Below are 22,431 nucleotides of genomic sequence, written 5' to 3'. Positions count from 1 at the left end.
ACGCCCATTGCGGGCCCCCACCACCACGCAAGTCACCACATAACCGACGCCACACCACGACGCATCGACCGAACAAAGCGGTGAATCCGCCCTTTTCAGTCCATACGCCGAGGTGTCCCCAGCAACCCCGTCTCGGCGTCCGTCGGTTGGGTCATCACGTAGTGCCGGTCACGGTCCGTGCACCACAGGGTGACGCCATCGGGCAGGGCGGGCAGCGACTCCACCTCGGTGCGGGAGAGTCCCATGACACGCCCCAGCTCCGTGGCCTCGTCGGGCGAGACCCGCTGGATGCCGGCGAGCCGCGCCTGCCGCAGCAGCCGGGGCGCCACCGGACTGAGGTACGGCAGCAGGGTCAGCACCGACTGCCACGGCCCGGCCACCACCCGCCCGCGCGGCGGACGCATACCGCAGTCCCGCACGACCAGCACCGGAGTCCCGGCCGAGGCGCCCTGCGGCGGCACGCGACCGACCTCGTACACGGAGAGCCCGTTCTGCCCGCCGCCCATCGCGTGCACCATCTGCATCCAGGCCTGCGGCCGGCCCGTCTCCACGGCGACCCGGGCGCCCGTGGCCGCCGTACGCAGCGCCAGCACCTGTGCCGTCCACAGCCCGCCGATCAGGACGACGTCGTACGGCGTGGGCCGGTTGATGCCGAGCACGGCGGGCTGCCCCTCGGTGTCCACCCCGGCCACGACCCCGTCGTCCCCAATGGGCAGGGCGAGGGCGTCGAGCTGGGCCACGGCCAGCGCATGCCTGCCATGGCGCGGCCCGATCAGCCCGAGCCCGTGCCGCAACCGTTCCCCGAGGCCCCTACCACCGACGCCGCCGCCCGTCCGGGGGTCGTCCGGAGCCCCCGTCGGGCCGGCCGGAGCCCCTGTCGGACCGGACGAAACCCCTGCCGGACGCGCCGGTACCCCGGCCGGTCCCGCCTGAACCGTCGTCACCGTGCACCTCCCAGCGGCAGCGTGGCCAGCATGCCGGGCAACTGCTCGCGGTCGAGGCGAGCGAGTCCGGCCCCGCCGTCCCGCGCCGCCGTCTCCAACGCCCTGCGTGCGGCGACGAGTTCGTCGTCACTGCGCCCGGTCACCCGGAGATGCCCGCACAGCGACACCTCCTGCCGCTCACCGCGAGCGAGAGTGAAGCTGAACGTGGTGGCCAGCGCCGGTATCGCCGTGACCCGGGCGACGAAGGAGGGCAGCGACTGGTGACCCACACCGTCGAGTTGGGGCCAACGGCGCACCCAGTACGTCGTATGCCGCCGGTTGTCGCACCGCCAACTGCGCCCGGACTCGGCCGTCCTGCGCTCCCGCGCCTCACTCCGCCCCGCCTCCGCCGTCACCAGCGGATTGGCGCAGGCCGACGTGGCCAGCGCGGAGATCAGCTCCTCCTCGTCCAGCACCCTGGCCCGGAACCCGGCACCGGTCAGCCGGCTCGCGAGGTGATCGGCGACCCGTACGACACACTTCTGCGCCCCCACCAGCCCGCCCCCGCGCGCGGCCACCGCCTCGGCACTCACCTCGGGATCGAGCTTGAGCGCGATCCACGTGATCCGCACGGCCGGCGCCCCGGTCTGCTCCTGCAACGGCTGGTAGTTGGCGACGGCCACGGACTGCTGCGGCAGATGCAACGCGGGCGCCGGCTGCGTGTGCAACACCACCTGCGCCGACTCCAGCCGTATCCCGTCCACCTCCAACGCGTCCCGCACCACCGCGAGCGGCAGCGGCTGCCGGCTCCGCTCGGCCCGGAGCGCCGTCGCATCGGCCTCCACCTGCAGCACGGCGGTCACGAACGTCCCGTCCCCGACCACCCCCACAGGCCGCCGGTCCCGCCCCCCGTACGAATACGTCCGCAACGCGGGCTCACACTCCAGCGCGGGCACGAGCGCCGGCTCGGTCCCGGCCGGTATCACCATCCCCTCCGCCCGCCGCTGACGCCCCTTCAACTCACGGGCAGTCGCCAGCCACTCGGGCAGGGAACGCCCACGACGACGGACGAAGGCCAGCAACAACAGGCCCGCCGACACCAGAGCTGTCGGCGGTACTGCCATGGGGCCGACGGCCCAGCCCACGACCAGCAGCGCCGCGGCCAGCTCCACGAGCACCAGCCGTTGCAGCCGGAACGAGCCACCTTGTCCCGAACGCGTCCTGAACCGAGGGGTGTTCGTCTCGCCGTCCGGTGCCCGCCCTCCGGCCGACCGGCCACCGGAGCCCTGCGCGGGCGCAGGGGCGCCCCCGGCCCTCGCTCGACCGCGCGAGCGCGACCGCGTACCGGCAGCCATCACCGCATCCCCCGTTCGCTCATAACTCACTGGTCCGGGCACCGCACTTGGGCCTCCGGAAGGCCCCGGTACCCTACCCGCTCCACCAGGTTCCCCCCGCACCATGCATAGTAGGGGGCCGGTCTGACATCGCAGCGCGGGACGGGTCCCCGCCGGTGCGACAACGGGGAGAAGCAGGCAGTTATGGCATCACGGCGGGACGAACTCAACGCTTACACGTTCGCGAAGAGGCGCACCCTCGCGGCCTTCCTGCAGCCGGCGCCGTCAGGTTCTGAAGAGGGAGCTCCCAAACCGCTGCGCGCGATCGTGCCGAGTCTGGTCGCCGGCGCGCTCACACTGGCCGCGTTCGGCGCCTGGGGCATGTTCCAGCCCACCGCGCCCGCCGGCTGGGACAAGCCCGGTACGCACGTGATCGTCGGCAAGCAGTCGACCACGCGCTACGTCGTCCTCAAGACGGGCCGGACCACTCGACTCCATCCCGTGCTCAACCTGGCCTCCGCGCGCCTGCTCATGAACGACGCCGACTACGAGGTGATCCAGGTCAGCGACAAGGTCCTGGACTCCGGCAAACTGCCGCGCGGCCCCATCCTCGGCATCCCCTACGCCCCCGACCGGCTTCCGTCGGCCGACGAGGCGGGTGCGGCCAAGCGGTGGGCCGTGTGCGAACAGCCCGGCGGCAAGGGCGAAACCGTCCAGCAGGCAACCTTCGTCCTGGCCCGGCGGGACCTGGGCAAGACGGACGACGCCCATCGTCTCGGCGCCGGCGACGTCCTCTACGTCAAGACCCGCACCGGCGACCGCTATCTCGTCGACGCGGACGGGACGTCGTACGCCGTCACGGGGCCGGAGTCCGGCACGCTCACGAACGCCCTCGTGGGCAGCCGTAAGCCGCAGCTCGTCACGAAGGAATGGCTCGCCACGCTCCACAAGGGCGACCCGATCAGCTTCCCCCGGCTCCCCGCCGGCGTCGGCGAGCCCGCACACGTGCCGGGCCAGTTGTCGGCCGACGAGAACAAGGTCGGCACGGTCCTGAAGACCAAGACCGGTGAAGGCACCAAGTACTACGTCGTCCTGCCCGGCAAGGTGCAGCCCGTCAGCGAGTTCACCGCCTGGCTTCTGATCGCCTCGCCCCAGACCGCCCGCCTGAACATGAACGGCCAGGCGCGCACGGTCGGACTGCAGGACTTCACCGCCGACCCCCAGCCCTTCGCCGGTCAGGCCGCCAACTGGCCGCTCCACCAGACCCGGCAGGTGAACTCGGTTTCCGCTTCAGGCCGGGACACCGTGTGCGGCGTGCTGCGCCACGTCGACGCGGACAACAGCACGACGATCAGCACCTGGGCCGGCACCGACTACCCGGCCGAGATCACCGCGGACGGCACCAGCACGTACGTGACCCCCGGAACCGGCCTGCTCTACACCCAGATCCAGGGCACGGAGACCGGCGCGGGAGGGCTGTTCCTGGTCACCGACACCGGTCTGCGGTACGCCGTCCAGGCCAACGGCGACAGCGACAGCCGCAAGTCGGACATCGGCGCCCACGGCAAGAAGCCCGCAGACGGAACACCCGAGCCCAGCGAAGCTCAGGTCAAGCTCGGCTACCAGAACGTGCGGCCCGCCAGGGTGCCCGTCGTCTGGTCGGAGTTCCTCGCCAAGGGCCCGCGGCTCGACACCAACAGTGCCCGGCAGCCGCAGGGCTCGTGACCTGCTCACCTCGGACATGACGAACAGGAGCGCCGCGCGCGTGCTGCCGACGAAGGCAACCCTGCTGACCGCCGCCGTACTGCTCACCAGCCTCGGCACCGCCCCGCCCACCGCCAGCCTACGGCTGGACGGAAGCGGCGAATGCACCTTTCCCGCCAAGCAGATCAAAGGGACCCCCTGGTCGCTGCAGCGGGTCCTGCTCGACGAGCTGTGGCAGGGCACGGACAAGGGCCAGGGCGTCCGTGTGGCGGTCATCGACACGGGCGTCGACGACAAGAACCCGCAGCTCAAGCCCGTTGTCGACAAGGCGGCCGGTCGTGACTACCTCACCAAGGGCAAAGGCGGCGATCCCACGAACGACCAGGTGGGCCACGGCACCAAGGTCGCGGGAATCATCGCGGCCCGCCCCCGGAAGGGCACGGGTTTCGTCGGCCTCGCCCCCAACGCCACCATCATTCCCATCCGGCAGAACGACGCCGACAACAGCGGCGACTCGGACACCATGGCCCAGGCGATCACCTACGCGGTCTCCCGGGGAGCCGACGTCATCAACATTTCCCAGGACACCACCAAACCGCTGTCCAGGACGTCCGCGCTGGCCGAGGCCGTACGGAAGGCGATCAGCCGGAACGTCGTCGTGGTCGCCTCCGCCGGCAACGACGGCCTGGACGGCAAGACCAAGAACACCTACCCGGCCGCCTTCAAGGGCGTCCTCGCGGTGGCCTCCTCCGACCGCAACAACGAACGAGCCGCCTTCTCCCAGGCAGGAACCTTCGTCGACGTGGCGGCGCCCGGCGTGGACATCGTCTCCACCGTCCCCGGCGGCGGCCAGTGCACGGACAACGGCACCAGTTTCTCCGCCCCGTTCGTCGCGGGCGTCGCCGCCCTTCTCAAGGAGAAGCACCCCCACTGGACCACGGCACAGATCGTCACCCAGATCGAGCAGACCGCCGAGCGGCCCGTCAACGGCCACGACGACTACGTCGGCTGGGGCGTCGTCGACCCGGTCCGCGCCGTCCAGGAGTCGGACCTCGCCGACCCGCCGTTTTCCCCGACACCCGACCCCGGGCTCTCCAAGGCGCCTGCGCCGGACGTGGCCCCGTTCTCGCTCGCGGAGACACCGCACGAGCGCAACGAGCGGTACGCCGCCTACACGCTCGGCATCACCATCGTCCTGGTCGCCGTCATCACGGGCACCGCCGTCGTTCTGCGTGACCTGCGCCGTCGCCACCGAAAGGACCTCTCAGCGTGAGCTTCGGTCCGCCTCCGTCGATCTACACCGAATCCGCCCGGACCGCGGAGCACACACGCACGAGGCGCCGTCGGCTGGCTCTCGGCGGCAGCGTCACGGCCGCTCTGCTGGCCCTCTGCCTGGGTGGAACCACGCTGTGGTTCGCCGACCACGGCGACGACGCGCACAGCCCGGCCACGAAGGCGGACCACCAGCTCCCGGACGCCGTACGGGACACGCTGGAGCGGCCACCCGTCTCGCCCGAGGGCCAGCTGGTGGCCGAGCACCAGGAGGGGAAGCTTTCCAAATGGCCGCGCTACGCGCCCGGACTCTGGGCCACGCGCAAGACCGTCGCGCAGGGGATAGGCGACCGGGTCGACGGCTATGAGATCAAACCCGACAACGAGAAGAGGGCCTGGACGCTCCGGCTGCCCGGGAACATCTGCGCCACCACCGGCGAGGTCACCGCCGACGGCCGCGCGGCGGTGATGGCCGAGTCCGCGCCCGCCAAAGGCTCATCCGCCGGCGGTGGCGGAGCCTGTGACGAACTGGTGTTCTTCGACATCGACACCGGCAAGCGGCTCTGGCAGAACAAGCTGCCCGCAGCGGACTTCGCCGCGAGGACCAACACCAACCTCGCTCTCACCGAGGGCGTCGTGGCTGTCGCCTGGGGGCAGGGTTCGGCGGCGTACGACATGGGCAGCGGCCGACGCCTGTGGAACACGACCACCACGTCGCAGTGCCACGACATGGGCTACGCGGGTGGCCGGGCCCTGCTCGCCCTCGTCAACTGCGGCGACCCCAGACAACCCAGGTACCGGGTGGAGAAACTGGACGCGCGGACCGGCAAGGCCCGGTGGACCTACAGGCTGGCGAGCGGTGTCCAGGCCGTGTATCTGCCCTCCTCCGACCCGCCCGTCCTCGCCGTCGCGGCCGGCGACACCGAGGTGACCGATCTGATCACGCTCGACGGGAAGAACGGCACCCGCATGGCCACCATCTCGATGAACGGCTACGACCCGGAGTGCGATCCAGTCGACTTCGGTGCACCGTACTTCGGCATGGTGACCCGGTGCGACACGCTGGTTGTCGGGCCCCATCTCATCTTCGTGACGAGCCAGGAGAACATCGCGAACGGCCAGCCCATCGACTGGATCGTCGCCTTCGACCCCCGAACCGGCCACTCCGTCGCCAAATTCGAAGGCCGGGAACTGCAGAAGGTCATCCCGATTCGCACCAGCGGCGACAACCTGATCCTCTACCGTGCCGAAGGCTTCGCCAACCCCGCCGCGGTGGTGAGCTGGAACCCTCGCACGGACAAGGAGACGCCGTACCTCCTCTTCGAGGTCCCGGGCACCGGGGACTGGCGACCGAGCAACCCGGGCGAAACACGCATCGTCTACGAGCAGGGGCACATCTTCTTCTCCCAGCGCACGCTCAGGGCGGACGACGAGTCTCCCAAGGACCCGGTGTCCTCCCTGTTCGGCATCGGTAGCGCCGGGTTGAAGCACTGAGGCAGGGGCGAGGGCGGCACGCATGCGTACCGCCCTCGCCACAGATCGGCCCCCCTACGCGGCTCCCTCTTCCCCCGCAGGCGAAGTCCCGCCGTTGTGCGGCACCGGCTCGAGATCGAACTCGCCGTCCCGCGCACCGAGCACGAAGGCCCGCCACTCCGCCTCCGTGTAGCGCAGCACGGTCTGCGGGTCGAGCGACGACCGCATGGCTACGGCACCCTCGGGCAGGTAGGCGATCTCGACCCGCTCCTCGTGCTCCTCGGTGCCAGGGGCGCAGTGCCACTCGACGTCAGAGATGTCGAGGGCGTACAGCTCGTCCCGCTCGCGCTCTTTACGCGCCTTGATTTCCTCAGCCGTCTCGGCCATGCCGCAGCGACCCCTTCCTGGTGTGCGAACGCTGTGCCGCTCACAGTACGTGTCACCGTACTGGCACACAGAACTCCCCTGGCGGGCCTTTGCAGTTGGAAGGACCATGTCGAGTGACTAGAGTGGCTGCGTGTACCACGTTCGTGGTACCGCACGGGGGCGGTGCGACGCTGCGGCTATGCGTAGCGCGCAAGCACAGCAGGTCTTGCCCGCCAGGAGAGCCGGGACATGAGCCCGGGTGGACCCGTCGCGGTGGTGAAAGTCACCGCCGCTTCCAAGAAGAGGGCGAGAGAACGCATGGCGCAGGGGCAGGCGCACAGCAAGCATGAGCTAACGAAGCTTGCGAACGACATCCGCGACTTCCACACTCAGGTGAGCGAGCGCGTGACGTCGCTGAATCGAGTCGTGGACATGGTCCAGGCCGGCTGGAAGGGCGCCGCGGGCAAGGAGTTCGACACGGTCCAGCAGGGCGTGAACAAGAACCTCAAGAAACTGCAGGACGACCTTGTCGATCTCGAAGAAGCAATGAGGGCGAGCATCGGCGGTTTCACGGACCAGGAGCAGGAGCGCATCGCTCATATCCGGAAGGTGGACAACTCTTACGAGGTCAAGAGCCGCATCACTGACCTTGCCTGAGCCCGACCATCTACGAGGGAGATTCGCACCATGAGCTTCGACGCCGACCGCACAGCAGTCAACTACGACACCGTCACCCAGGCCGCGAGCGATGTCCGCAGCACAGCCAAGAGCCTGGCAGAACAGCTTGAGATCCTCATGCGTCGAGTCAAGGCGGTTGCCGAGACGTGGGAGGGCGAGGCGAAGACCGCGTACGGCGAGATTCAGCGGGACAGCAGCGACCAGATGGACCAGATGAGCCACAAGCTCGCCCGCATCGCCCAGCTCCTCGACGAGTCGGTCATCGGCTACCAGGACACCGACAAGGGCAACGCGGCGCGGTTCAGGATGCTGATGGGCTGAGCCTCCGCAGCGACTGAGAGAGGGAGACGGCGCCGGACGCCGTCTCCTCTTCTCGTTTCAGCTGGCGTCCAGTTCGTGACTCAGACCCGCACTCTCAGAGCACGACAACTGCTTCGCAAGCTTGTATGACGCTTCGTTCAGCAATTCCATGTTGCCCTTGTACGACACTTTCCCCCGGCTCGCCGGGGCGTACCAGAAGTCTGTCTGGACCACCCGGGCCGGCGGCCTGTCAGCAGGAGCATTCGAAGGCTGGCAGGTGAAGTACAGTCGCGCACCCAGAGTAGTGGCCCAGGCACGCAGGCCCACCTTGAAGTAGACGTTCCCATGGAGAAGCTTGTTCGGTGCCGGTGGGAGCGTGGACAGCACCTTGAATGAGAACCCGATCCGCTGCTCGTTACGCACGTTCTCGGGCTCGATGGTGCAGAGGTCATACCGCTTCTGGGCAGGCGGCCCTGTAAATTCCTTCGAAACGTTCTCCGGCATGTCGAATTTCCCCGTCGAGGGGCTGCTCGAGAACTCTTTTGTTGCTGCGATCGTCTCCAGAGTGTGGGCCCCTGTGTCGGACAGGCCACCGCACACTTCGCGAGCAGACTGGAAATCGTCGCCTTGATGATCCATCCCCCCGGAGCATCCGGTAGTGAGGGCAATACCGACTACGGCCATGCACCATGCTGATTTCATCGGATGTGCGCTACGATTCTGAGGCATCGAATCAGTCCGTATCTGTCAGGTCGCTCTCACTGACTCCGGAAGTATAGCCTTGCTCCATGACCCTTTTGGTTTGGTGGTACCAAGAAGTGTCCTTGAGCTCCGGGTGAGCTGCCAGATATGCAGAGAGCGGGCTCGTATTCGCCTCAGATGATCGGCCAGCGTCCGCGTCGACCAGTGCGAGAGACCGGAATCCGCCGGCGGGGACATCCTCGTCAAAGCGATCACCCGAGCCCGCACCTGCGGCGGCACCTGGGTACGCGGCCCGCCGCGGCGCTTCTCCTCCAAACCGGCCAGACCCCGCTCGGCATAACGGGCCTTGCAACGGTCCACCGTCAGCGGCGCCACACCGGCGAGTTCGGCAATGTCCTTGCGCCGCCGCCCCTCACCGGACCACAACACGATCCGAGCACGAAGCGCCACATCCGCCGGAACATCCCGCGCCCCGGCCAACTCCCGCAGTTCTGCCATCTGTTCAGAGGAGAGATCCATACCTGACTCAACGATCACAGAATCCTCAGGTTCCTTGAACAGCATCACGAGACACTAGTAGCTCTCTTGGACGGGCATCCCGAATTTGTCCGGCAGGCCTGCATCGTTTGCGCAGACCAGCGTCTTGACCAGGGCGAGGCTGGCTGAGTACATCACGACGAGGTTGTTCCTTTGTGCCTCGGTGGGGGCTCCGTCCGGTGTATAACGATTATTGACCTCACCACGAAGTATGAACGTTTGCCGGTCGCTGTCGCTCTCGAACTTGGTACTGGAGCACTTCAAATAAATTACAGCCCGCTGGGCGCTTGTCAGTGCAAGTGAACCCAGTCGATATGGGGTGAATTTGGAGGCTACGTCGTGACTCTGTGGAACGTCCTGTGAAAGAGAAAAGGAGATGGTGAGGTCACTGAGATCTTTCTTGGATCCATAGATCCAGCAGAGCCCCGACCTTTGAGTGCCGGTGACACCATGAGTTCGATACTCGGCAATAATTCTTCTGGCAGTTCCGGCGGTGCCACCCTTTATGGTGGAAGTGGTGAATGACTGGGAGCCGACAAGCCGCTGAGCAGCGATCAAGGCCGCGCTGTTCAGAGCTCCACCACAGTTAGTATCTGCGGCTTGTTCCACGGAGGAGGGCGTATCTCTCCGGCTACCGGAATGGCAAGCGGAAACCCCGGCGATGACCAGCAGTGCAGCGGCTACGCGACTGACCGTGGTGTGTGTAGAATCCATTTGGTGTTCCCCTTAATCGCCAGTTTGCGGAAGAACGCCCTGTTGATTCTCGCGGTCCGTTCCCTTGCCGTAGCCGGCAACCATGTCGGTCTCCAAGTTTTGGGCGAAGTTACTGGTGTCCGGGTCGATGCGATGATGTTTCAGGAAGTGATCCATAGGATACTGTGCATTGGATTCGCCGACCGTGAAGATTGCCCGACGCTGCTTTTGGATATCATCGCCACTGTCCTGCTGGTCGGATTCGCCCCAGTCGCCGATAAAATTGCCGATCGTCTGTTGCGCGAGCGCCTTTCCCTGGTCCACCGCAAGAGGGATCAAGGTAGCAGCTACACCAGCAGCGGCTGCCGGCGGGAGGAAGGCCGCGCCTGTAGCGATGCCGACCCCGGCGCCGAACGTCCACCAGGCCGTCCGCTTGGCCAGGGCGTCGTTGTATTCCTGGTCCTTCTCCTTGCCCTCCGCCTCGACCTGGTCGGCCCGAGCTTGGTCCAGCATTCCCTGGACTTCGGAGCCGGTCCGCAAGGCCTCGCGGACGCGTGGTTCGTGGATGTGACCGCTGGAGTCGACCTGAGCTTCCATCGCAGTGCCCGTGTATACGCGTTCCGCGGTGGCGACTTCGGCGTAAGCGTCCGGATGCTGACCAAGTGAACTGAGAAATTTACGCGCCCCAGCCATACCGAACTCAGCATGACCGTGCGCATGGTGGCCGGGTGCGAACATGCTGTCCGCCCGGTTCTCGTTCAGTGCCCAGTTCACGTCGTCCACATAGCCCGCGGTCATGCGACCCAGGCTCCCGGACAATGCCTCTTCCTTTTTCAAGAGTTTGGGATCACCATACGCGTCCACAACCTTCTCCATGACTTTCGCGCTGTCGTCGGTGCGCAAAAGTTGAGGTTTTGGGTCGTCGTAGGAATGGCCCAATGTAGCGGATTCCAATGCGTGGCCCAAGCTTTCATAACCGTACTTATCGGTAGGGCCGCTGCTTGAGACGTCTTTAATCCAGTCCCGGTCCTGAGTGACATACTTGAATGCATCGACGTATTTATGGTCCTGTGTGTTGTCCGGCGTTAGGTCGATCTTGCTGTTGAAGAATTCTGTTGAAGCCCTGGAGTTATGGCCGAGTGCCTCCATGAAGCCGGTCACCGGATCCGAGCCCACGCCCTTTCCGTTCCAGTTCAACTTCGGCGCCGTGCCCATGGATGTCGAGTTCCAGCCTTGCTCCGGTTTGATAACTCCGTCATGGGTCAGTCGACGTTCCGTGGCGAAGACTGCATGTCCGTAATCGCGCAGAAATTTCGAATCATAGGAACCGTCTCGCATCAGATTGCTCATGATCTGAAAGCCGTAAGCAGATGTTCCAATTGTGCGTACGGGATCATCGCCCGATTTGATCACGCTGGCTTTCCATTTGTCCATGTCCGGACTGTCGGAATGTGACGCGCTGGCCAGCGTGAGACTCCAGTTCTTCTGCAGTTCGGAGATCTGCTTCGAGTGATCGATGCCCAGCCGAGAGCCATCGCTGGGATCGCCCATGTCGGCCCAATACTTGAGCGTACCCTTGACGCCGACGTCGATGGCGAATCGTTCTGCAAAGTACTGGTCGCCCTTGTTGTCTTTAAGGTACTTGTTCAGGCGGCCGATCTCCTCGGGGGTTGCGTCATCCCCCTTTGCGACGATCTTGGCGGCTGCCTGCGCGTCTTGCTCATCTTGAACTCGACGGGCTTGCTTGAGTGAGCCGGAGAAGTTGTGTGCATCCCTGTCGGCAAGTGTGGTGAGTGCTCGGGATGCGGTTTCGTCTGCGTCGGTCGCTTGGTCAAGAGCGGACTGTACGTCAGCACGGACTTTATTGAAGTCTGCTTCCTTGGGGTCTGGCCCGTCGTAATTCTTACCGCGACGATCAGGATGGACCAGATAACTGACAGCCCCGTTGGAGTCGATGCGAATTCCTTTGGACGGCGCGGCATCTACCGTGTCGGTGAGTCTTTTCTTGGCCGATTTGAACTCGGACAGGGCGTCCCGAAGGATATTGTGGATGCTCTCGGATTCCTTGACCGCGTCGCCAAATTCTTTCGCGCTTTTCTTAACGAAAGGCAGGGTGATGCCGGCGTTCTCTCCCTTCCAGTCGGCCTTCTCGGCCTTCCGCTGCATCCCGTTCTCGGCCTGCTCCTGAAGGCTTGTCAGCTTCTTGACCGTCTCAGACCAGTCATCGACGGCATGTTGTAGGCTCCCCAGCCGAGCGTTGAGAAGGTGTTCGAAACTCACCATGCTGAATACCTCACTTGAAGTGCTTGTCGATGTCTTCGACGGAGAGGTTGGTCACGAGGAATTCTTCATGGTTCTGATGGGTGATGACCGTGTCCTCTAGGTGGTTGTGGATGTGGGCGCACGCACTGAGTAGCGCTTCGGCCTGCGACCGCCACGTATCCCACGCGGAATAGAGGGCGAAGCCTGTCTTGAAACCATCATTGGTCAGATCAGTCGAGGCCGTGTTTGTTGTGGCACCGGCGTAGAACGCGTCGGTCTCCAGGTGGTGATACAACTTCTGAGCCTCGTTGCCCACCGCTTTCAAATCGGGCGACGTCACTGTGTAGTCCGAACTACTGTCCCCGCCTCCGCTGGCGGCAAGCTGATTCAACTGCATACTGCTGTGCTGGCGAGCCGTAGCAGTGGTTCGGGCCTGCCCCCACAACTCATCGAACGATGACATGGCTGTCCCCTCGGCCGGCACCGGCAAGTGATCGAATACCTGTTTGTGATCTCATGAGCATGGCCCCGGGCCGTGCGGTGCGTTGTCTGCAGGCGATGGGCCGCCTGCGTGCCCCTGAGAGGGTGTCTGCGGCGGTTGAGGGTATGGGGGGTATGCGGGTGGTGCGGCCGAGCTCGAAGTCGTCCGGCGACGGCGTGCACGAAGGGCCGAGACCCCGGCGGCGGATCCAAGAACCGCGGCGGCGGCGACACCGAGGTAGATCCAAAGGGTTCTGGACCCGCTTCCGCTCGTAACGGAGGCCGTGCCTCGCGGTTGGTCGTCCTTCTCGTCAGCCCCAGCGGCTTGGGTCGGCGTGGATGCCTTGGGCGAGGGAGCCGCGGATGCCGCAGCCGCCAGGTCAGGCAGTGGGTACTCGTCTGCGGGACCGGGGTCGCCCGGGTTCTTGAGAGCGGCCCGGGGCCGCACGCCGCCGTACCCGACGTAGTCGCTCCTCTTCTCGCCCCTGGTCGGTTTGCTGGCCGTGTTCAGCATGACCCGGAGGACCTGGTTGTTGGTCCAGTCGGGGTGTTTGGCCCAGATGAGCGCCGCCGACGCGGAGGCGAGGGCGGTTGCGCCGCTAGTACCCTGCGACTTGCAGATTTCCGTGCCGCCGAGGCAGGCGTGAACCAGGTCCACACCGGGTGCCACCAGGTCAACCTGATTTCCGTGTTGAGAGAACGGGGCAACGTGGGCGTCCTCGTCCGCCGCACCTACACCGACGACCCCCGGGGTGGCCGCCGGGTATTCAGGCCAGTTGGCCTTGTCACCGCTGTTCCCCACACCCGCGAAGATCAACTTTCCCTTCGTTAGTGCGTACCGGACCGCGGCAGCAAGTTGTGGGGTACTGACGTTCGTCCGGCCAGGGGAGTCAGGGGCTCCCATCGAAACGTTGATGATCTGGGCCTCCGAGTCGGCGGCGTACCGGATGGCCTGTGTCAACACCCTGGAATACTGAGCGCCTGCGTCCACTTGACCAAAATCCTCAGTGGAATATCGCATTCGGATGGGGAGGATCTTGACTCCGGGTGCCAGACCATACGATCCGTTCACGGTGCCCCGCGCGCCAGTGGCGGCGATCAGTGCGGCCATGTCCGTGCCGTGGCCGGCGATATCCGTATGCTCATCACCGCGCTGGTTGGAATAGTCCTTTCCGTCAAGCACCTGACCTCTGAGGTCAGTCAGAGAATCGTCGACTCCTGAGTCGATCACGGCCACCGTGATGCCGCGGCCGGTGCTGCTCTTCCACATCTCGTCTGCGTGCATGGCATCGAGATGCCACTGCCGGGAGCGGACTGTGTCTGCGTGTGCGGGAGTGGTAGCAACGCCAACGAGCAACAGGCCGAGAAGAACCGATGCCGCGGACTGGGGCGCCCGCGCCCTCATGTCTCTCGTACGCACTTGCTTTCCTGTGGTCATTGGCTTGGTCTCAATCGATAACTCGAGGAAGTGTTCGGCGGCTTTCTCCCGTCCAGGTCTCGTCATCCTCAATGAGGTAGTCGGGGCGCTGGCCCTCTTGTCGCTGAGCGTTCCGAGTACCCGAGGGCCGACTACCCGGGGCGCCTGTTCGTCCGATGGCCGTGCCTCGTTCTGCTTCAGAGGAATCGGTCGGCGGACGGACGAGCCCAGACCCACCCGGAGTGAAGGGACGTCCGCTGTTGCGGCCAGGCTGACCAGGCCGGCCCCCGAGGACTCCACCTGACTCCGACGCAAGGCGACGGCCACCGATGGCGGTGCTCCCCGGTCGGGCAGCACCGCCTGCTGGCGCGCCCGGCGACATGCCCCTCCCCATTGGCATACGGCCTTGAGCGTTCTCCTTTCCGATGACCGTGCCACGAGGAATCCCGTTGCTCATGCGCCCGCCACTCGTGACGGGACGCCCCCCGACGATTCCAGTCTCGCGGGGCGGCCCTGGCGTGCTTCCGGTCGGCCTCCCTGCTGTCGGTATCTGCGGAACGCGGCCGGGGGCGGGCATACCGGTTGGCGGGGTCGAGGTGAATTGGCGCTCGCCGTTGCTGAATGTCGGTGGCATGGCCATTGGCTGATTGGCCGATGGCGGGTCGCTGTGCGGCATGCCAGTGGGCGCGACAGTGGGTGAGATCTGAGGCGGCGAGGCTCGCGGTAGCGTGTCGGCGCTGTCGATGTCGAGTGAGACGGGCTGTGAATGCCGGACAGCATGACTGCTTTGCTCCGATGGAGCCCACATGACAGGGGCCGGAGACACTGGGTGGGCGGAACGTGTCCGTGTGCCGGATTGGTCTGCTCGTGTCAAAGTGTCCGGGTTCCTGATGTTCCCGTACGAGCTACCGCTCGCCATGTGGTCCTTGCCGTCGCGTAGCCACCAGTTGTTGTCCCCTGTTCGACCCGCCGGAGGAGAAAACGTGGGCGGCGGCACACTGTTCACTTCCTGGGCCGAGAATTCGTACGTCTGCGCCAGCTTCCGCATCTGCTGGATGGCCTCGCCCCGAGCCGCGTCGATGCGTTGCTGGGCCGACGAGGCGTCGGTTCTGGCCGTCTGGGCCAGTTTCTGGGCGTCGGGGTCATTGTGGGCGCCCGGTTCCTTGGCCGCCGCGATGGTGGCGTGGGCGTTGGACAGGTCCTTCTTGGCCTGAGTCGTCTCCGACGTGTCCGGCATGGCCGCCTTCGCCTCGGAGATGGCCTGCGACACCGTTCCCATCCAGCGGGACGCGACCTCGGCGTACTGGCCGAGGCGCAGGGTGGCGCCGGCCGTCTGACCGCCCCAGTCCCGGAACGCGTCGCCCCCCTCGCCCTGCCACTCGAGGTCCTTGACGTGTTTCATGAGGTCGTCGCCGATCTTGGAGATCGTCGACGCGGCCTTGGAGAGCTTGGTGGAGAGGTGCGACGCACCGGACGTACTCGCGGATTCGAGCATGGCAGCGAGCTGCTCATGCGTCATCGACTCGAAATCGGTGCGGGCGAGCTGCGGCTCAGGCCTCTTCGGATGTCCGCCCATCACCAGTCCCTCGTTCCCTCGGAGCCGGACGTGGTCGGCTCGGTCGGCTGCTGGGCGTAGGGATCCCGGTCTGCGTCGTAGTACCTCTCCGCCTCCGCGTTGATCTCCTTCATCCGTGCCTTGATGTCGTCGTCGAGGTTCTGGTAGCCCACCCGCGACGCGTGTACCGCCAGCCCCATGCCTTCGATCTGGGCACCCAGCGCCTTGGAGAGGTTCTCCAACTCGTCGTGGACGAGGGTGTACGAGTCGTAGAGGTACTGTGCTTCCTTGAAATCGGAGGAGCCCAGTTGGGCACGGGTCAGCCGGTCCTGGCCCACCTTGCCGGGCGCCGCCTCCGACGTGTCCAGCGCGATGAGCAGTTCGTCGACGCGCTTCTTGAAGCTCTTCATGGCGCTGTGCTGGATGTCCAGCGCCTTCTGAGGGTTCACATCGGACAGGTTGTCGAAGGACTTGCCCGTGTCCGGTACGCCCCTCCCGCCGCCCCCGCTGGCACTCACCTCGGACGCCTCCCCGTTCCCCGTTGTCCCCGTTGTCCCCGTTGGCTCCGTTCATCGAACGGAGGACAGAACCGATCGATCATTTTAATGCTGTTGCGGCAGCAACCCCACCTGAATCAGCGACGATCCGCGCTTGCGGGACACGAACACGCCACGTCCAGGTGGCATCGGTCGGGCCCGGACGTTGCCCAGGATGTCGCCTTCGCTCGGATCACCGGACAGGACCACACCCTGGGCCCCCAGCTCCTTCACACGCTGCATGAACGACTCGTACATGGCCCGGGAGGCCCCGGCGGCGCTGCGGGCGATGATGAACTTGACGCCCACGTCGCGAGCGAACGGCAGGTGATCGACGAGCTGTCCGAGCGGGTTGCCGGAGCCGGCGGCCACCAGCTCGTAGTCATCGACGATGACGAACAACTGCGGGCCGCTCCACCAGCTGCGGTCACGCAGCTCCTGCGGGGTGATGTCCGGCTTCGGCGTCCGCATCTCCATGAACTGCCGTATCGCGTCCATGTGGACCTGCATCGCCGACGCCATCGGCGCGTACTCGAGAAGGTGCTCCTCCGACACCGTCTCCAGCATGCTGCGCCGGTAGTCACCGACGACGATGCGGGCCTCGGCCGGCGTGTACCGCTCCGCGATCTGCTTCGCGATGAGCCGCAGCAGGTTCGTCTTGCCCGACTCGCTCTCGCCGAAGACCAGGAAGAATGGATCGCTGTCGAGGTCGACGAAGACCGGTTCCAGGTTGGCCTCGTCAATGCCGATCGCGATGCCGTGCTGCGGGAACTCGAAGCCCTTGGGCAGCTGGTCCGCGGGCATCTTGCGGGGAAGGAGGCGGACCCCAGGGGCCGCGGGCCCCTGCCAGTTGGCCTTCACCGCTTGGACGAGCTGTGCCGTCGCATCGGACAGGTCGTCCCCCGAGGGCGACGAGTCGATGCGCGGCAGGGCCGTCATGAAGTGAAGCTTCTCCGGGACCTGGCCGCGGCCCGGCACGCCGGCCGGCACGTTCATGGCCACCTTGCGGTCGAACTCCGAGTCCATGACGTCGCCCAGGCGAAGCTCAAGGCGGCCCAGGATCTGGTCCTTCAGGGCTGCCCGGACCTCCATGTAGCGCGAGGCCGAGATCACGACGTGAACGCCGTAACCGAGACCGCGGCCCGCGATGTCGTTGACGATGCCCTCGAGGCCCTCGTAGTCCGTTTTGAAGTTGCCCCAGCCGTCGATGACCAGGAACACGTCGCCCCAGGCCTCGCCCGGCAGCTCGCCGGCCGCGCGGCGCCTGCGATACGTGGAGACGGAGTCGATTCCGTCGGCGCGGAAGAACTGTTCGCGGCGGCTGAGGATGCCCGCGACCTCCGCCACCGTCCGGCGGACGCGCTCGGGATCGAGGCGGGATGCCACGCCGCCCACATGGGGCAGGTCGGTCAGCGAACTCAGGCCGCCTCCGCCGAAGTCCAGGCAGTAGAACTGCGTCTCGTACGGAGAGTGCGTGAGCGCGAACGACGCGACCAGTGTGCGCAGGATCGTCGACTTACCGGACTGCGGGCCGCCCACGACCATCATGTGGCCGGCCGCACCGGAGAAGTCCCGGTACAACACCTCGCGCTTCTGCTCGAACGGCTTGTCGATGAGCCCCAGGGGCACGGTCAGGCCACCCGGGCGCGTGTACTCGGCCGACTGCAGGCCACGCTCGCTCGACACGGACAGAGGAGGCAGCAGTTGGTCGAGTGTGGGAGCCCGGTCCAGCGGCGGCAGCCAGACCTCGTGCGCGGGTACGCCCTGGCCCTCCAGACGCTGCACGACGACATCGAGCACCGTGTCGGCCAGGGCGTCGTCCTCCGGGCGGCCGGCCGGCGTCTGAGTCCGGGCCGGGTCGGGCGCCAGGTAGGCCACCGGCACGGGTGGCGCCGTGAAGAGCGCGGGCCGGCGCTCCATCGGCAGGCTGCCCTGCGGGGACTCCGGGCCGTCCGGACGGTACGTCCCCGACACGTACGCGGCCTTGAAACGCACCATCTCGTCCGTGCCGAACTTCAGATACCCGGAACCGGGAACGGACGGAAGGTGGTAGGCGTCCGGCACGCCGAGAGCCGCCCGGGACTCGGCCGCCGAGAAGGTCCGCAAACCGATCCGGTACGACAGATAGGTGTCCAGACCCCGCAGACGGCCCTCTTCCAACCGCTGGGACGCCAGCAGCAGATGCACGCCCAGGGAGCGGCCGATGCGGCCGATCTGGATGAACATGTCGATGAAATCGGGTTTCGCCGTGAGGAGTTCGCTGAACTCGTCGATCACCAGGACGAGGGAGGCGAGCGGTTCCAGGGGCGCGCCCGCGGCGCGCGCCTTCTCGTAGTCGTGCACGTTCGCGTAGTTGCCGGCGGCGCGCAGCAGTTCCTGACGGCGCTGCAGCTCGCCACGGATCGCATCGCCCATCCGGTCGACGAGGGTCAGATCGTCGGCCAGGTTCGTGATCACGGCGGCCACATGCGGCATGTGCGACATTCCGGCGAACGTCGCGCCGCCCTTGAAGTCGGCGAGGACGAAGTTCAGCGTCTCGGAGGAGTGGGTGACCGCGAGCCCCAGCACCAGGGTGCGCAGCAACTCCGATTTGCCGGAACCGGTCGCGCCCACGCACAGCCCGTGCGGTCCCATACCGTCCTGCGCGGCCTCCTTGAGGTCGAGCATCACGGGCTGGCCACCCTCGCCCACGCCGATCGGTACTCGGAGGCGCTCCGGTGTGGAACGCGGCCGCCACGTGCGCGTGACATCCACCGAGCCGGCGTCGCCGAGCCCCAGCAGCTCGGTGAAGTCCAGGTTCGCGAGCAGCGGCTCGTCGTCGTCGCCACCCCCTGTACGCAGTGGAGCGAGCTGGCGAGCCAGGGCCTCCGCGGCCGGCACGGTCAGCCCGTCGGGCACGCCCTCGTAGGCGACACCGCCACCGGAGTCCAGCCACAGCCGCTCCGGCCGCACCACGACCGACAGGTCGCCCCGCGGCTGGTCGAGATCCCCGGAGACCACCTCGACGATCGTCACTCCCTGGAGGCCCTCCGCGGCGGCGAACGCCGAGGTGGGCGGAACGATGCCGCCGTCGAGGACCACCAGGACGTGCGGCTGGTCCAGCAGGGGCTGGCCGTTTCGGCTGAACCGGGGCCGGCCGTCGAGGCGACCGGCGAGCAACTGCTCCAGCTCGCCCAGATCGTCCCCGAACAGGCGACGCGTACCCGTTCCGTCGAACTGCCCGGTCAGCTGACAGTGGGGCAGCCACTTGGTCCAGTCCCAGCGGGCCACGGCACTCGGTGCGGCGACCACGGCGACGACCAGGTCGTCGGGGGAGTGCAGAGTCGCTGCCTGGGCGACCAGGGCGCGCGCCGCGGACCGGGCACACTCCGGGTCGCCGGAGACCGTCACGTGGTAGAAGGCCCGCAACGACAGGGCCACCGGTAGCGCGTCCAACTGGCCGTGCACCGCGAGGAATCGCTGCATCGCGCCGGCGGACAGCGGCTCCAGCTCGTCCACGGGCGCCGTCTGCGGCGCCACCAGGGGAGTGGCCAGCTGCTGTGGCCCCAGGCCGATCCGTACCTGCCCGAAGTCCTCGTCCCCCATACGCCGCTCCCACACCCGGCTGCCCTCGGCGACCACCGACCACAGCTGCTCCGGGGCGGGGTGCAGATACAGCTGCGCGTCTCGCTGGCTCAGTGCGGTCCTGCGAACGGTGCGCCTCGTCTGCGCCAGATAGCGCAGGTAGTCACGGCGCACATCGGCCATTTGCCCCTGTGTACCCCGTCGGTAGCGGACGATCTGGGAGACCACCATCGCGGCTGTCGACATGAGCATCACGACGCCCATGATCCGCATGACCGGATGGGCGTTCGGCGACGCGAAGTAGAACACCACGGACGAGCCCATGCCGAGGGTGGGCAGGACCTGCATCAGCATGCCCTCCTGCTGCCCGCGCGGCAGCTCCCGAGGAGCCTCCAATCGCAGTTCGTCCGAGGACACTTCGGGCGGCAGCGCGCGAGGCGGGCGCTTGATGACGATATGGCTCACCGGAGCACCAATCCCCTTGGGCGGACGATCGGTTGAGCACCGGCACCCCCGTGGCGACGGTCGTCCTCCGCTGTTCGCGATCCTACTTGTCACCACTGACACCACCTGCCGGTAGGGTGACGCGCGCAGCGTGCGCATCCGCGAACAGGGGGTCAGTGAAGGTGAGTACGACCGCGGCGACGGGGTTCTGCAGAGTCACCGTCGTGGCACCCGACAGCCGGATCGACGTGGCGCTCCCGATGGACATGGCCGTCGCCGACATCTATCCGGAGATCCTCCGGCTGACCGGTCAGACGCAGCCGGTCGGCACTCCCACCGGGTATCACCTGGTGCGCCGCGACGGCCGGGTCCTCGACGGAGCGCGGACCCTCGCCGACGAACGCGTCCTCGACGGCGAGGTGCTCGGCCTGCGGCCCTTCGCCGAGTCCCTCCCGCCCGCCGTCTACGACGACGTGTCGGACGCCGTCGCCTCCGCGGTCGTACGGGACCGGCACCTGTGGAGCGACGATCTGCTGCGCATCGCCGGACTGGCGGGTGGCGCGCTGATGTTGCTGCTGTGCGGCTTCGTCCTTTGGTACGCCGATCCCCTCCGCCATGACATGCACGGTCTGCCGGGCATCATCGCCGGCGGCCTCGGTGTGCTGCTGACCGCGTTCGCCGGCGTACGCGCGCGGGTGTACGCCGACCGGGTCGCCGCCGTCGCCGTAGGACTCGGGGCGCTGCCCCTGCTGATGATCGCGGGTTCCGGGCTGGTCGCCCCCTCGGACGGACAGGGACCGGGAAAACTGCAGTTCATGCTGGGATGCGTGGCCGTACTCGTCGCCTCGGTGCTGCTCGTCGCGCTCACGCCCGGGGGCGATGCCCCCTTCGTGGCCGCCTGCTTCCTCGCGACGGCCGGCACCGTGGCCACTTTCGTGGCCATACTCTCCGAGGCCTCAGCGACCGCCGCCGCAGCGGTGTGCGCCCCGGCCGCCATCGGTCTGACCGCCTTCCTGCCCAGCCTCTCGGCGCGCTTCGCACGGCTGCCCATCGGCTACGCCTCGCCGCATTCGGCGAGCCAGCAGGACTTCGACCCCGACCCCACGCAAGGCGCGGACACCGATCCGCTCGACGCGGAGCGCGTCGCGGCGCAAGCCCGGCGGGGACACGAGATGCTGCTGGGCCTGGTGGCCGGCACGGCGGCCCTGGTGGTCGCCTCCGCCGCGGTCCTCGGTTTCTCGGACAACGTCTGGGGCCAGCTTCTGGCCCTCGCGACCGGTCTGGCCATGCTGATCCGCGCACGCCTGTTCCGCTACACGTCCCAGGTGGCCTGCGTGCTGGTCGCCGGCCTGGCGGCCGTCGCGCTGCTGCTGCTCGGTCTCGCTCTGAACCCGCCCGCGGACGCCGTCGTGGACATGGTCCTGCACCACGACCGGGGTGCGCTGGACCTGCGCACGGCGTGGCTCACGGCCTCGGTCGCCGCGGGCGCCCTGTTGATCACCGCGATCGGGCTGACCGTCCCGCGCAAGGGCCTGTCCCCCTTCTGGGGCCGCTTCCTGGACCTGGCCGAGGCGACGGTACTGCTCGCGCTGGTGCCGCTCTGCCTCGCTGCCCTCGGCGTTCTCAGCACCGTCCGCTCGCTGACCGGCTGACCTCCGCGTCGCTGGTCGTCCCCGGGCGGGCCGGGGGCCGGGCGGACGCGCCGCTGGTCCCTGGTACCCTGAGTGACGCCCGCATGTGTACGCGTCTCCGGATCCCTCTGGAGGCCGCGCCCAGCGCGGATCCCGCCTTCCGAGTCACGGAAGCTCCCGAGACGCAGACCGGGGGCACTCGGTGGGCACTCTCAAACCATGAGGAGTACGCGTGCCGCTCGACGCCGCTACGAAGAAGCAGATCATCTCCGAGTTCGGCCAGAAGGAAGGCGACACCGGCTCCCCCGAGGTCCAGGTCGCCATGCTGTCCCGTCGGATCTCCGACCTGACCGAGCACCTCAAGATCCACAAGCACGACCACCACTCCCGTCGTGGTCTGCTGATCCTGGTCGGTCAGCGCCGCCGGCTGCTGCAGTACCTGGCCAAGAAGGACATCCAGCGCTTCCGTACGCTGGTCGACCGCCTCGGCATCCGTCGCGGTGCGGCGGGCGCCAAGTAGGACGCCGTGAAGGGGGCGGTTCCCGGTGAAGATCCGGGGA

At 67.0% G+C, this 22,431-nt stretch carries 19 protein-coding genes; 7 read left to right on the top strand and 12 right to left on the bottom strand.

Features of this window, described 5'->3' with window-relative positions; translation table 11 throughout:
* Positions 1 to 95: 95 nt before the first annotated feature.
* Together DBP14_RS07480 and eccE are read right to left on the bottom strand one after the other, a co-directional pair.
* Positions 96 to 794 (bottom strand): hypothetical protein, encoded by a 699-nt coding sequence (locus DBP14_RS07480; protein WP_129306246.1) that lies wholly within the window; start codon positions 792 to 794, stop codon positions 96 to 98.
* A 146-nt stretch (positions 795 to 940) separates the two neighbouring features.
* Positions 941 to 2,278, bottom strand: coding sequence for a type VII secretion protein EccE (gene eccE, locus DBP14_RS07475; protein ID WP_164992270.1), 1,338 nt, complete (start codon positions 2,276 to 2,278; stop codon positions 941 to 943).
* A 183-nt stretch (positions 2,279 to 2,461) separates the two neighbouring features.
* Here eccE and eccB point away from each other — a divergent pair, with 183 nt between their 5' ends.
* The 3 genes from eccB to DBP14_RS07460 are packed head-to-tail and all read left to right on the top strand — an operon-like array spanning position 2,462 to position 6,727.
* Positions 2,462 to 3,982 carry a type VII secretion protein EccB gene (gene eccB, locus DBP14_RS07470; protein ID WP_129306244.1) on the top strand — a complete coding sequence of 507 codons (1,521 nt, stop codon included), beginning with the start codon at positions 2,462 to 2,464 and terminating at the stop codon, positions 3,980 to 3,982.
* A 16-nt stretch (positions 3,983 to 3,998) separates the two neighbouring features.
* Positions 3,999 to 5,234: a type VII secretion-associated serine protease mycosin gene (gene mycP, locus DBP14_RS07465; protein WP_129306243.1), complete on the top strand. Its 1,236-nt coding sequence runs from the start codon at positions 3,999 to 4,001 to the stop codon at positions 5,232 to 5,234.
* A complete protein-coding gene (locus tag DBP14_RS07460) occupies positions 5,231 to 6,727 on the top strand; it encodes a PQQ-binding-like beta-propeller repeat protein (protein ID WP_129306242.1) in 1,497 nt (498 codons plus the stop codon). The genes mycP (DBP14_RS07465) and DBP14_RS07460 overlap by 4 nt, the downstream gene beginning before the upstream one ends.
* Before the next feature lie 54 nt (positions 6,728 to 6,781).
* Here the strand turns inward: DBP14_RS07460 and DBP14_RS07455 are convergent, their stop codons facing one another.
* Complete coding sequence (locus tag DBP14_RS07455; protein WP_129306241.1) at positions 6,782 to 7,093, bottom strand: DUF397 domain-containing protein; 312 nt, start codon at positions 7,091 to 7,093, stop codon at positions 6,782 to 6,784.
* A 228-nt stretch (positions 7,094 to 7,321) separates the two neighbouring features.
* On the opposite strand from DBP14_RS07455, the gene DBP14_RS07450 reads away from it, so the two are divergent.
* Positions 7,322 to 7,729: a WXG100 family type VII secretion target gene (locus tag DBP14_RS07450; protein WP_241740836.1), complete on the top strand. Its 408-nt coding sequence runs from the start codon at positions 7,322 to 7,324 to the stop codon at positions 7,727 to 7,729.
* 30 nt (positions 7,730 to 7,759) lie between these two features.
* Positions 7,760 to 8,071: a WXG100 family type VII secretion target gene (locus tag DBP14_RS07445; RefSeq protein WP_129306240.1), complete on the top strand. Its 312-nt coding sequence runs from the start codon at positions 7,760 to 7,762 to the stop codon at positions 8,069 to 8,071.
* A 57-nt stretch (positions 8,072 to 8,128) separates the two neighbouring features.
* On the opposite strand, the gene DBP14_RS07440 is transcribed toward DBP14_RS07445, so the two are convergent.
* The 9 genes from DBP14_RS07440 to eccCa form a co-directional block, all read right to left on the bottom strand.
* Positions 8,129 to 8,689: a hypothetical protein gene (locus tag DBP14_RS07440; protein ID WP_129306239.1), complete on the bottom strand. Its 561-nt coding sequence runs from the start codon at positions 8,687 to 8,689 to the stop codon at positions 8,129 to 8,131.
* A 108-nt stretch (positions 8,690 to 8,797) separates the two neighbouring features.
* A complete protein-coding gene (locus DBP14_RS07435) occupies positions 8,798 to 9,316 on the bottom strand; it encodes a helix-turn-helix domain-containing protein (RefSeq protein ID WP_129306238.1) in 519 nt (172 codons plus the stop codon).
* A 9-nt stretch (positions 9,317 to 9,325) separates the two neighbouring features.
* Positions 9,326 to 9,898 carry a hypothetical protein gene (locus DBP14_RS07430; protein WP_129306237.1) on the bottom strand — a complete coding sequence of 191 codons (573 nt, stop codon included), beginning with the start codon at positions 9,896 to 9,898 and terminating at the stop codon, positions 9,326 to 9,328.
* 117 nt (positions 9,899 to 10,015) lie between these two features.
* A complete protein-coding gene (locus DBP14_RS07425) occupies positions 10,016 to 12,265 on the bottom strand; it encodes a DUF6571 family protein (RefSeq protein ID WP_129306236.1) in 2,250 nt (749 codons plus the stop codon).
* 10 nt (positions 12,266 to 12,275) lie between these two features.
* Positions 12,276 to 12,707 (bottom strand): hypothetical protein, encoded by a 432-nt coding sequence (locus tag DBP14_RS07420; protein WP_129306235.1) that lies wholly within the window; start codon positions 12,705 to 12,707, stop codon positions 12,276 to 12,278.
* A gap of 51 nt (positions 12,708 to 12,758) precedes the next feature.
* On the bottom strand, positions 12,759 to 14,129 hold the full coding sequence (mycP, locus tag DBP14_RS07415) for a type VII secretion-associated serine protease mycosin (RefSeq protein WP_164992502.1): 1,371 nt from the start codon (positions 14,127 to 14,129) through the stop codon (positions 12,759 to 12,761).
* A 43-nt stretch (positions 14,130 to 14,172) separates the two neighbouring features.
* Positions 14,173 to 15,717: a hypothetical protein gene (locus DBP14_RS07410; RefSeq protein WP_129306233.1), complete on the bottom strand. Its 1,545-nt coding sequence runs from the start codon at positions 15,715 to 15,717 to the stop codon at positions 14,173 to 14,175.
* Positions 15,717 to 16,214, bottom strand: a complete 498-nt coding sequence (locus tag DBP14_RS07405) for a hypothetical protein (protein ID WP_129306232.1) — start codon at positions 16,212 to 16,214, stop codon at positions 15,717 to 15,719. The genes DBP14_RS07410 and DBP14_RS07405 overlap by 1 nt, the downstream gene beginning before the upstream one ends.
* Before the next feature lie 84 nt (positions 16,215 to 16,298).
* Complete coding sequence (gene eccCa / locus DBP14_RS07400; protein WP_129306231.1) at positions 16,299 to 20,261, bottom strand: type VII secretion protein EccCa; 3,963 nt, start codon at positions 20,259 to 20,261, stop codon at positions 16,299 to 16,301.
* Positions 20,262 to 20,422: 161 nt separating this feature from the next.
* On the opposite strand from eccCa, the gene eccD reads away from it, so the two are divergent.
* Together eccD and rpsO are read left to right on the top strand one after the other, a co-directional pair.
* Positions 20,423 to 21,892: a type VII secretion integral membrane protein EccD gene (gene eccD / locus DBP14_RS07395; protein ID WP_206739222.1), complete on the top strand. Its 1,470-nt coding sequence runs from the start codon at positions 20,423 to 20,425 to the stop codon at positions 21,890 to 21,892.
* Between the two features lie 211 nt (positions 21,893 to 22,103).
* Positions 22,104 to 22,391: a 30S ribosomal protein S15 gene (gene rpsO, locus DBP14_RS07390; protein WP_129306229.1), complete on the top strand. Its 288-nt coding sequence runs from the start codon at positions 22,104 to 22,106 to the stop codon at positions 22,389 to 22,391.
* The last annotated feature ends 40 nt before the right edge of the window (positions 22,392 to 22,431 follow it).

The sequence above is a fragment of the Streptomyces sp. L2 genome (assembly GCF_004124325.1).
Classification (GTDB): Bacteria; Actinomycetota; Actinomycetes; order Streptomycetales; family Streptomycetaceae; genus Streptomyces.
The sequence above is the reverse complement of the archived record's forward strand: the minus strand, read 5'-3'. Positions and strand labels throughout refer to the sequence as shown.

What these genes read in the sequence shown, in the direction of transcription:
- eccE (WP_164992270.1), bottom strand. Translation starts at nt 2,278, where the DNA reads ATGGCTGCCGGTACGCGGTCGCGCTCGCGCGGTCGAGCGAGGGCCGGG.
- eccB (WP_129306244.1), top strand. Translation starts at nt 2,462, where the DNA reads ATGGCATCACGGCGGGACGAACTCAACGCTTACACGTTCGCGAAGAGG.
- mycP (WP_129306243.1), top strand. Translation starts at nt 3,999, where the DNA reads ATGACGAACAGGAGCGCCGCGCGCGTGCTGCCGACGAAGGCAACCCTG.
- DBP14_RS07455 (WP_129306241.1), bottom strand. Translation starts at nt 7,093, where the DNA reads ATGGCCGAGACGGCTGAGGAAATCAAGGCGCGTAAAGAGCGCGAGCGG.
- DBP14_RS07450 (WP_241740836.1), top strand. Translation starts at nt 7,322, where the DNA reads ATGAGCCCGGGTGGACCCGTCGCGGTGGTGAAAGTCACCGCCGCTTCC.
- DBP14_RS07445 (WP_129306240.1), top strand. Translation starts at nt 7,760, where the DNA reads ATGAGCTTCGACGCCGACCGCACAGCAGTCAACTACGACACCGTCACC.
- DBP14_RS07440 (WP_129306239.1), bottom strand. Translation starts at nt 8,689, where the DNA reads ATGGATCATCAAGGCGACGATTTCCAGTCTGCTCGCGAAGTGTGCGGT.
- DBP14_RS07435 (WP_129306238.1), bottom strand. Translation starts at nt 9,316, where the DNA reads ATGCTGTTCAAGGAACCTGAGGATTCTGTGATCGTTGAGTCAGGTATG.
- DBP14_RS07425 (WP_129306236.1), bottom strand. Translation starts at nt 12,265, where the DNA reads ATGGTGAGTTTCGAACACCTTCTCAACGCTCGGCTGGGGAGCCTACAA.
- DBP14_RS07420 (WP_129306235.1), bottom strand. Translation starts at nt 12,707, where the DNA reads ATGTCATCGTTCGATGAGTTGTGGGGGCAGGCCCGAACCACTGCTACG.
- mycP (WP_164992502.1), bottom strand. Translation starts at nt 14,129, where the DNA reads ATGAGGGCGCGGGCGCCCCAGTCCGCGGCATCGGTTCTTCTCGGCCTG.
- DBP14_RS07410 (WP_129306233.1), bottom strand. Translation starts at nt 15,717, where the DNA reads ATGGGCGGACATCCGAAGAGGCCTGAGCCGCAGCTCGCCCGCACCGAT.